The 10,986-nt window shown below is 34.2% G+C and carries 7 protein-coding genes; 4 read left to right on the top strand and 3 right to left on the bottom strand.

Annotation, left to right across the window (positions count from 1 at the left end; genetic code table 11):
* Positions 1 to 41 precede the first annotated feature (41 nt).
* Entirely contained in the window at positions 42 to 1,430 is a 1,389-nt protein-coding gene (gene uriT / locus A9G34_RS00690) for a uridine transporter UriT (protein ID WP_034944377.1), read from the bottom strand.
* Positions 1,431 to 2,004: 574 nt separating this feature from the next.
* Here uriT and pntA point away from each other — a divergent pair.
* Both pntA and pntB read left to right on the top strand, forming a co-directional pair.
* Positions 2,005 to 3,540, top strand: coding sequence for a Re/Si-specific NAD(P)(+) transhydrogenase subunit alpha (gene pntA, locus A9G34_RS00685; protein ID WP_034944378.1), 1,536 nt, complete (start codon positions 2,005 to 2,007; stop codon positions 3,538 to 3,540).
* Positions 3,541 to 3,555: 15 nt separating this feature from the next.
* Positions 3,556 to 4,947, top strand: a complete 1,392-nt coding sequence (gene pntB, locus A9G34_RS00680; protein ID WP_065568575.1) for a Re/Si-specific NAD(P)(+) transhydrogenase subunit beta — start codon at positions 3,556 to 3,558, stop codon at positions 4,945 to 4,947.
* 101 nt (positions 4,948 to 5,048) lie between these two features.
* On the opposite strand, the gene fabR is transcribed toward pntB, so the two are convergent.
* A complete protein-coding gene (fabR, locus tag A9G34_RS00675; RefSeq protein WP_034944381.1) occupies positions 5,049 to 5,693 on the bottom strand; it encodes an HTH-type transcriptional repressor FabR in 645 nt (214 codons plus the stop codon).
* A 44-nt stretch (positions 5,694 to 5,737) separates the two neighbouring features.
* A complete protein-coding gene (gene oxyR / locus A9G34_RS00670) occupies positions 5,738 to 6,664 on the bottom strand; it encodes a DNA-binding transcriptional regulator OxyR (RefSeq protein ID WP_065568574.1) in 927 nt (308 codons plus the stop codon).
* A gap of 416 nt (positions 6,665 to 7,080) precedes the next feature.
* Between oxyR and pcnB the strand changes: the two genes are divergently transcribed.
* Positions 7,081 to 8,460, top strand: a complete 1,380-nt coding sequence (pcnB, locus tag A9G34_RS00665; RefSeq protein WP_051825080.1) for a polynucleotide adenylyltransferase PcnB — start codon at positions 7,081 to 7,083, stop codon at positions 8,458 to 8,460.
* Positions 8,461 to 8,534: 74 nt separating this feature from the next.
* A complete protein-coding gene (lptD, locus tag A9G34_RS00660; RefSeq protein WP_065568573.1) occupies positions 8,535 to 10,910 on the top strand; it encodes an LPS assembly protein LptD in 2,376 nt (791 codons plus the stop codon).
* Positions 10,911 to 10,986 lie beyond the last annotated feature (76 nt).

The raw sequence follows: 10,986 nt of genomic DNA, 5'->3' as shown, positions 1-10,986 counted from the left end.
TAGATTAAATGGGTTAGGTTTTGCCCGATACGTAGTATTTTTTATAATTCAGCATGAGTCGGCCGCGGTATAAAGAAACTTGAGATTAATGCCAATACAGTAATAATCAATCCTACAAACATTCCATTAAAGTAACCTAGCATTGAATGAGCGTTGAGCATTTGAATGGCAGGCAATAATGCAAAACTTAATCCGGCACCCAAATTAAATGCTCCAGCATTCATACCTGGTAAAAAACCTAAATTTTCTTTTGGTGACAAAATAACACCAAGACCATTAAGAATAATATTGACCATTCCTGCATAAAATATACCTAAAGCAATTACTCCAGATGCTAAAATAATTAAGGAGTTAATACCATAAAACATAATCACTAAGATACTAATGATACAACCCAATAACCCAAATTGAAGCACATTGTTATAACCTAAAGTTGGGGCTAACCGACCTGCAAAAGGGCCAACTAGCCATCCAATTAAAGCATAAGGTGTTAATAAGATTAGTGATGCTAAATCGGGATCCAATCCAAACCCTATTTCATTGTTTTGTGCAATTGACATGACTAAACCATTAACTATCGCAAAAATACCTGTCATAATAAGAATTGTTGTGAGCAATAAAGACCAAGTTTCACGCCTTTTTAGATGGATCGTTGTGACTAATGGATGTAAAACGCTTTTTTCAGTATACCAAAACAAGATAAAACAAATAGTAGCAAATACGCTTAATCCTATAATTTTAAAGTAATTAGCACTAGCAACGTTTCCTGCCTCATTAAGTGCAAATAAAAGAGCTGCAATAGCTGAGACTAACAATATCACACCAAGCCAATCCATTTTAGTATCAACCGAAGGTTTTGATTCAGGAGCAAAACGAAAAACTAAATAAGTGGAAATTGCTGCAACAATCGCTATTACCCAAAATACAGCTCTAAAACCCAAATGCGTTGCTATTATACCGCCAGCAATAGCATCGATACCTGCAATACCACCATTTACTGCAGTTATGATTCCCATCAACATGCCATATTGTTTTACATCTTTTACTGCATAATTTAGCATTAACAAACAAAGCGGAACTACTGGCCCTGAGATACCTTGAATAATTCGTGCGACACATAACACTTCAATATTAGGGGCAATTGCAGCCAATACTGTACCTAATGTCATAACTGAAAGCATTACCATTAATACTTTTTTTCGACCTTTTATGTCGCTTAGTCTTGGTAAAAATAATGAGAATAATGCCGCTGCCGTAAAAAATGCCGTTTGCGATAAGCCAACTTCAGCGTCATTGGTACCTAAATCTTTAGCTATAGTGACCAATACTGGGCTTAACATGCTTGCATTAAGTTGAAATGCGATACAAGCCGCAAGCAATGTAAACATCAAAGTTAAGATGCTATTTTTTTTCTGGCTTTGTTTTGCCATATTTTTACCTCGTTAGTGCTTTTGAAATATTAGCGATTAAACTCAAAAACCAGAATTACCAAGTATTGCTGTTAGTCACTTTTAATTTACTTTTAAATAAATAATATAAAAAAATGTTACAAATATACTTATTGTTAAGATTCCGCTGAATTTAATATCGATCAGAATATTTTTCATCAAGTTAACATTATTTATGTCTTGTTTTTTAACTTACTCATATCGATGAGTCTACTTTGATACAAAGCTTAGGCTCATGCATAACTTTAGTAGTTAAATGGGAATAAGCAGAGTCAATCCAATTAGTTTGAAGGCAAAAATAGAAGAAAAACTTAATTTTTGACCAATCTAAGTTAGTTTTGTGGTCACTTGAGTTTATTTTCCCCATAATGACGTAATCACAATGATTGCAAGGTAAATATTTTAATTTTTATTTAAAGATTTAAAATCCAATTATTATTAAAAATAATAATAAGTTTTCGATAATAAAAATTAAATTCTCTATTAGTACTGAAGCTATTTTATGCTAGAATCGAATGACATTAACAATTTATCTTTAACATAAGGACGTAACGAAATGCATATCGGTATACCTAAAGAACGGTTAACCAATGAAGCTAGAGTTGCAGCAACTCCCCAAACTGTTGGACAACTGTTAAAACTTGGCTTTACAGTCTCTGTAGAACAAGGGGCAGGACATGCGGCTCATTTTGAAGACCAAGCTTTTATTGATGCTGGAGCCATAATTCAAAATACACAAGATATTTGGCAAAATGATTTAATTCTGAAGTTTCATGCACCAACCGATGATGAAATTTCTTTAATGAAAGAGGGAGCAACCCTCATCAGTTATATTTATCCAGCTCAACATAAAGAGCTATTAGAAAAACTCGCCACTAAAAATATCAATGTAATGGCAATGGACTGTGTACCACGTATTTCACGCGCACAATCTTTAGATGCATTGAGTTCAATGTCTAATATTGCTGGTTATCGTTCAGTTATTGAAGCTGCAAATCAATTTGGTCGATTCTTTACAGGTCAAGTTACCGCTGCAGGTAAAGTGCCTCCCGCTAAAATATTAGTTATTGGGGCAGGTGTTGCAGGTCTTGCAGCCATTGGCGCAGCGGTGAGTTTAGGGGCAATTGTTCGTGCTTTTGATACTCGCCCTGAAGTTGCCGAACAAATTAATAGTATGGGTGCCGACTTTTTAGAATTAGATTTCGAAGAGGAAGCAGGTTCTGGTGATGGTTACGCTAAACAAATGTCTGCTGCCTTTATTGAGGCTGAAATGGCCCTTTTTGCTGAGCAAGCCAAAGATGTTGATATTATTATTACAACTGCGCTTATTCCAGGCAAACCTGCACCAAAACTTATTTCGAAAGAAATGGTTGAGTCAATGAAACCCGGCAGTGTTATTGTTGATTTAGCTGCATTAACTGGTGGTAACTGTGAGTTAACTAAACCGGGCGAAGTTTTCGAAACAAATAACAACGTAAAAATTGTTGGTTATACTGATTTAGCTAATCGTATGCCAGCTCAAGCATCACAACTTTATGGTACAAATATTGTTAACCTACTAAAACTGCTTGCTAAAGAAAAAGACGGTAATATTGATATCAATTTTGATGATGTTGTAATTCGTGGTGTAACTGTGGTTAAAGATAAGGAAATTACTTGGCCAGCTCCTCCAATCCAAGTATCAGCACAACCGCAGAAAAAAGAAGCAATACCTGCTGTTGCTAAACCAGAACCCAAAGTAATGGAACCCCATAAAAAATATGGGCTTTTAGCACTAGCGATCATTGTTTACTTTTGGCTTGCTAACTCTGTTCCTGAAAGCTTTCTAGGACACTTTACCGTATTTGCACTATCTTGTGTTGTTGGTTACTACGTAGTATGGAATGTAACGCATTCTTTACATACGCCACTAATGTCGGTAACAAATGCAATTTCTGGGATTATATTAGTCGGTGCAATATTACAAGTCGGCGATGATAATGGCTTAACTACGGCAATTGCCTTTGTTGCTATTTTGATTGCTAGTATCAATATTTTTGGTGGGTTCTTTGTTACTCAAAGAATGCTGAAAATGTTTCAACGCGGCAAGTAAAGGAGAGTATAAATTATGAGTAATGGAATCATTCAAGCAGCCTATGTTATTGCTGCATTACTTTTTATCTTTAGCTTACGAGGTCTTTCTAACCAAGAATCTGCAAAATCTGGTAATATTTACGGTATGATTGGTATGGCAATCGCACTTATTGCAGCAATTGCAAGTATTAAAGGTGGATTACACTGGATAGTGATAGCCATGATAATTGGTGCATCTATTGGCTTATATCTTGCGAAAAAAGTTGAGATGACTCAAATGCCAGAACTTGTTGCACTACTTCATAGTTTTGTCGGTATGGCAGCAGTTCTTGTTGGTTTAAACAGCTTTTTAGACCCTCACATTCAAAATTTTCAAGGTGGAGAGTTAACTGTACATTTAGTAGAGATTTTTGTCGGTGTTTTTATCGGTGCAGTAACCTTCTCTGGTTCTGTTGTTGCATTTGGTAAATTAAATGGACGCATTAGCTCTAAACCTCTTTCTATTGCTAATAAACATTATTGGAATTTAGCGGCTATCGTTGTTTCTATAATATTGATGTTTACCTTTATTGAAGTAAAAAGTGGAGCAGGGGCACTAATTAGTCTGTTAATTATGGCAATAGTGGCATTTGTATTTGGTTTCCATCTTGTTGCTTCAATTGGCGGTGCTGATATGCCAGTAGTAATTTCAATGCTAAACTCTTATTCTGGTTGGGCTGCTGCAGCTGCAGGCTTTATGCTTGGTAATGATCTTTTAATTGTCACTGGTGCGTTAGTGGGTTCATCTGGTGCAATTCTTTCCTATATTATGTGTAAAGCAATGAACCGTTCATTTATTAGTGTTATTGCTGGTGGGTTCGGCAGTGATGGGAGTTCAGCTAGTTCAACAGATGAAGAACAAGGTGAATACCGCGAAATGCAACCTGTTGAAGTAGCTCAAACATTAAAAGAAGCCCGTTCAGTGATTATTGTTCCTGGTTACGGTATGGCTGTAGCACAAGCTCAAGCAGCTGTAAGCAATATTACTGAAAAACTACGTGATATGGGTATAGAAGTTCGTTTTGGTATTCACCCAGTAGCAGGACGTTTACCGGGGCATATGAATGTATTATTAGCAGAAGCGAAAGTACCATATGATATCGTGCTTGAAATGGACGAAATTAATGACGACTTTGTAGATACTGATGTTGTTTGGGTTATTGGTGCAAATGATACCGTTAATCCTGCAGCAGAAGAAGATCCAAATAGCCCTATTGCTGGCATGCCCGTTCTTGAGGTTTGGAAAGCAAAAACAGTTATCATTTCTAAGCGCTCGATGAATACTGGTTATGCAGGCGTGCAAAATCCATTATTCTTTAAAGAAAATAGCTATATGCTATTTGGTGATGCTAAAGATAGCGTTGAGAAAGTATTACAAAATCTTTAAGCAAGTATATATCATTATAAAAACTGCAGCAAATACTGCAGTTTTTTACTTAATCATATTGAATTGATTAGAAAGTAATGTATTTTTAACATTATAGATAATTATAAGATTTCTTTTTTAAATAACTCTTTATGATAAAGATAGTAAGCCCCACGCGATACCATTCGAAGTTGGAAAATAAGATCTTCAATTAATTTCTGACGCTGTACTGCGTCAAAATCAATGGCATCAGCTCCTGCATTAAACGCAATAGTTACCATTGCTGCTGCTTGTGCTTTGTTATAATGATGTGGCATGTTATTAGCGTTATCAAGATAATCAACTAATTCAACAATAAAATGTTGTATTTCTCGAGCAATAGCTGAACGAAAAGCAGAGGAAGTCCCAGCTTTTTCACGCAATAATAATAAAAAAACTTTAGGGTTTTTATCAATAAACTCAATGAAAGTTGTTACTGAGGTACGTAAAACACTTCCCCCTTTTTCAATACGTTTTCGCGCTTGGCGTAATAATTGACGAAGCGTTAAGCCACTTTCGTCAACCATAGCCAAACCTAATTCATCCATATCTCGAAAATGACGATAAAATGAAGTAGCTGCTATACCTGCTTCACGAGCGACCTCACGTAAGCTTAAACTAGCAAAACCTTGTTCGGCATTAAGCTGGTTGAAAGCCGCGTCAATTAAACTACGACGAGTCTTCTCTTTCTGTTGTGCTCGAATACCACCAGCTTTGCTATTTTTCATTTTATATTTTTAAAACTCATTATATTTTAATACAACCTAAAAAATTAATTACTTGCTTTGAGTAACCTTTCCTTTTCTGCAAATACTTTTGGTATGTGATCACGAATCGTTTTGGCTATTGTTTCATAACGAGAACGCAATGGCGAACCAGGGCGATAAATAAGTTCAATATTACGTGATGGTACAGGTTCAGTACAAGAAATATAGCAAATATTATCACGAGTACGCTCATTGGGCACAGCAAGCTCAGGAAATAAAGTAATGCCACGACCAGCTGAAATCATACTACGTAAAGTTTCAAGACTAGTCGCTTTAAACTGTTTATCTTCTTCAATACCAACTTGAAAACAATATCCCATAGCATGATCACGTAAACAATGACCATCTTCCAACATTAAAAATTTTTGTCCTTTTAAATTTGAAAGATTAATTACTCTTTGTTTCGCTAGTTCGTTATTTGCAGGAACAGCTAAGAACATTGGCTCATCGAATAAAGGCAATTCAATAAATTGCGATGTCTCTTTAACCTGAGCTACAATTGCACAATCAAGCTTACCGCTTTCAAGTTGAGCAACAATCCCCGCTGTTTGTGCCTCATGTAAATATAGTTCCAATTGAGGAAAAGATTCATGTAGAACGGTGATAACATGCGGTAATAAGTAAGGCGCAATAGTAGGAATTAGACCTATATGCATTGGCCCTGACATTTCTTCACCTTGTCGGCTAGCCATTTCTTTTAAAATTTGAATATTACGTAAAATTTCTTTAGCTTGTTCAACAAGCATCATACCAGTTTGAGTAAATAATACTTTACGACTAGTACGCTCTAATAACATTACACCAAGCTCATCTTCTAATTTTCTGATCTGTCCACTTAAGGTTGGTTGACTTACATTACAAGCATCAGCTGCTTTGCGAAAATGACAGAATTCAGCTAACGAAACAAAATATTCTAAATCTCGAATATTCATAATGCCCCCAATAAATTATCAGTTAATGGTATATACTCAAGTAATTTTGGGAAATTAATTGCAGCATTAAAATTAACGATAAAAATGTTCTTTGATACATGGTTAACGCTTTATCTCTTGGTGGAAATTATTGTTTCCCTACAATTAACTCAAAAAAAATTAAGTATTAGTTTGTATGATTTATAATCAACTTCATGATATTACATAGATATGAACGAAATTTAACATGTCATTTTGGTTAAGTGATATTACTACATTGCTGTATATAAATAAATGCTAATGTTAATAATTGTGTTTAAAAAATCCATTTGAAAATTTATCTATTACCAGTGCTATTAAACATATTTAACTTTTAATAATCTATAATACTCATTAGAAGATCCATGGAAACTTAATGATAATTAAGTTATACTCCAATGTTATATTTTGTTTCTTATCAAACATTATTTTTGGGGTGTACTATTTTTAAACAAGTTTCTCAATTTTATCGTAAGATGTTTTGTCATAAAAAACGCCAAGAGCCAAATTATGTGTCCATTTCACGTAATGAGCATAACATTTCACGTAATAATATTAATGAAAATGCATTAAAAGTTCTTTACCGATTAAACAAACACGGTTACGAATCTTATTTAGTAGGTGGTTGTATTCGAGATCTTTTATTAGGAAAAACGCCTAAAGATTTCGATATTGCGACAAATGCTACCCCAGAACAAGTTCAAAAAATCTTTCGCAACTGTCGTTTAGTTGGAAGACGATTTAGACTTGCTCATATTATGTTTGGCAAAGAAATCATCGAAGTTGCGACTTTCCGTGGCACTCTTGGCGATCAAGAAGAACAAAATAATACATTAAAACGTTCACAATCAGGTATGCTATTACGTGATAATGTTTATGGAACAATAGAGCAAGATGCGGTACGACGCGATTTTACCATGAATGCTCTTTACTATAGTATTAAAGATTTTACTTTACGTGATTATTGTGGCGGATTAAACGATATACAAAATGGAGTTATTCGATTAATTGGTGATCCTCAAACACGTTACCGAGAAGATCCCGTTAGAATGCTAAGAACAGTAAGATTTGCAGCTAAGTTGAATATGACCATTGAGCCAGCTACTGCAGAACCAATTAAAAGCTTAGCACCGTTGCTAATGAATATACCTTCCGCTCGACTGTTTGATGAGTCACTTAAATTATTACAGGCGGGTCATGGATATGCTACTTATCTCCTATTAAGAGATTATCACCTTTTTGAGCAGCTTTTTCCTATTATTGATCGCCTATTTACTAATAATAAAAATAGCCACTTAGAAAAAATTATCGAGCAAGTTTTAAAAAATACTGATTATCGCATTGCCAATAATAAGCGTGTTAATCCAGCATTTTTATTTGCAGCATTTTTTTGGTATCCAGTCGTAGAACAAACGCAATTAACCTGTATTGAAAGCGGGTTACAATTTTATGATGCTTTTTCTATGGCTATTAACGATATTTTAAGTGAACAATGTCGTGTTATTGCTATCCCCAAACGCTTAACCTCAACAATAGGGGATATATGGAGACTGCAGTTACGAATGAAGAAACGCGATGGCAAACGTGCGTTTACTATATTAGAACATCCCAAATTCCGCGCAGCTTACGATCTTCTCGAAATAAGGGCTTCTATCGAAAAAGGAGAGCTTTTAGCTTTAGCCAAATGGTGGGATGAATTTCAATATAGCTCTGTCGAAAAAAGAATAACTATGGTTAAGCAATTAAGTAAAGCAAAAAGGCGAAGAGTGAAACATTAATTTTTCGTTCGCACTTTTATAAATAACCGTTATAATGTGTTAATTATAAAAATCATAACTACTTTTAATCATTGATGAAAAAATTAACGCCTTCACTTATTGCTATAACCGTTACCTTTTCTTTGTACAACAGTGCTTGTTATGCTATAGCTTTACCTAAAGCTGCTAGCAATAATCCACAGTGCATGATCAATGTTCCTCGATTTGATCGACCTTTAATTAGTGGAGATACTAACAACATTCCTGTAAACGCCGAATCCAATCAATTTGAAGCAATTTATCCAAATATCGCTATTTATCAAGGCGATGTATCGATAATTCAAGGGAATCGTTCCATTAAAGCAAACAAAGTTACTATTGATTCTGAAGGCACTAATAATCGTGTTGTGACCTTAGAAGGGAACATTATCTATCAAGATAATTTGATTCAGATGAAAGGTAATAATGCATCAATGAATCTCAATAACAATAATACCAAAATGAAACCTAGTGAATATCATCTTGTAAACCGACTTGGACGTGGTGATGCCGATGAAATGAAACTTGAGGAAAATCGTTATGTTATTTTAAAAAACGGTAGTTTTACATCTTGCCCAATCAATGATAGCACTTGGAGTATTAAAGGCTCCACTGTTATTCATGATAATAAAGAACAATTGCTTGAGGTTTGGAATGCGATATTTCGTGTTGGTAAAATTCCTGTATTATATTCACCATATTTACAATTACCAACAGGAGATAAACGCCGTTCCGGTTTATTAATGCCAGATATAAGTTATGACAGTGTTGATGGCGTTGACTTTTCTATTCCTTTTTATTGGAATATTGCGCCAAACTATGATGCCACTTTTAAACCAAGAGCTCTTGAAAAACGAGGTCTTCAAATACAATCTGAATTTCGTTATTTAAATGAATTAGGGTTAGGTACATTAGCATTTGACTGGCTGCAACATGATAGTAAATATAATAAAGATAGAAAAAATGGGTTGAACGGAAATGATTATGATAATAATCAACATCGTTGGTTATTTTATTGGAAAAATGAAGAATTAATTAATTATCATTGGCGGCTTAAAGTAAATGCTTCGCGCGTCAGTGATAATCAATATTTGTCAGATTTAAGCTCTGAATATATACCACAAACAGCTGGATACCTTTCTCAGCTTTACCAAATTGGTTATAACGATGAAAATTGGGATATTAAATTAAGTCATTTAAACTTTCAAACTTTCCATTCAGTTGCGAAAGATAACCTTTATCAAACTCAACCACAGTTAGATATGACTTATTATAATTATGAGTTAGGACCTTTTAAATTTAAGACCTTTTCTCAAATAACACATTTTGTAAGTCCAAGTAAAAACGATCCGAAAACATGGCGGGCCCACATTGAGCCAACACTTAACTACACATTAACCAATGCTTGGTCAACATTATCAACTGAAGTGGGCTTTATGGCAACGCACTACAATCAAGATTTAAAGCAAGAATATGATAAAAATCAAGATAATAGTGATAAAATTTTAGATCGAAATGTCAATCGTTTCATACCTAAAATAGCGGTAGATGGTAAAATCATTTTTGAACGTGATACCACTCTTATTGAAGGTTATACACAAACCTTAGAACCGCGAGTAAAGTACATTTATATACCATATCGCAAACAGTCTAATATTTTAAATTATGATTCATCTTTACTACAGTCAGATTATATTGGACTATTTAGAGATAAACCTTATAGTGGATTAGATCGAATTCCTTCAACCAATAAAATATCTATAGGAGTAACTACTCGTTTTTATGACAATAATAAAGTTGAACGATTTAATTTATCTATTGGGCAAACTACTTATTTTACAAAATCAAGAACAAGTGAGAATAACACAGAATTAGATAGAAATTCCGATACTGGAAGCATAACTTGGGCAACGAACAATTTTTGGCGCATAAATGATGACATGATATTTAGAAGTGCACTTCAATATGATACTCGACTTGATACGATATCTTTGGCAAACTCCATTTTTGAATATCAACCATCTAATGATAAACTGGTACAGTTATCTTACCGTTATGCAAACCATAACTATATTGATACAGTTGATAAAAGTTCAACCTATAAAGGATATAAACAAGATATATCACAAGCTGGTATTATGGCATCTTGGCCATTAACTAATACAATTACAGCAGTAGGATCTTACTATCATGATATTAAACTAGGTCAAACAGCAGATAGTTTTATTGGACTACACTACCAAGATTGTTGCTGGGGTGTAACTGTACAATATGGTCGAAAATTAACAGACTGGGAACCTGATACACGTAGCAGCAAATATGAAAATAAATTTTCAATACATTTCGAGTTACAAGGATTAGGTCGTAATAGTGATGCCAGAGCCAAAATGCTAGATTTTGGTAAATTACCTTATGTCACCGCATTTGAGTAAATGTTGTAATAAAAAATATGATTAATAAAGTTATTACTATAATAGTTAATCTATAGCAAAAAAATGAGTTAAATAA

It is taken from the genome of Gilliamella sp. Choc4-2, from assembly GCF_001690355.1.
GTDB lineage: Bacteria > Pseudomonadota > Gammaproteobacteria > Enterobacterales > Orbaceae > Gilliamella > Gilliamella apicola_A.
Note: the sequence above shows the minus strand (reverse complement) of the source record. Positions and strands in the feature narration are given on the sequence as shown.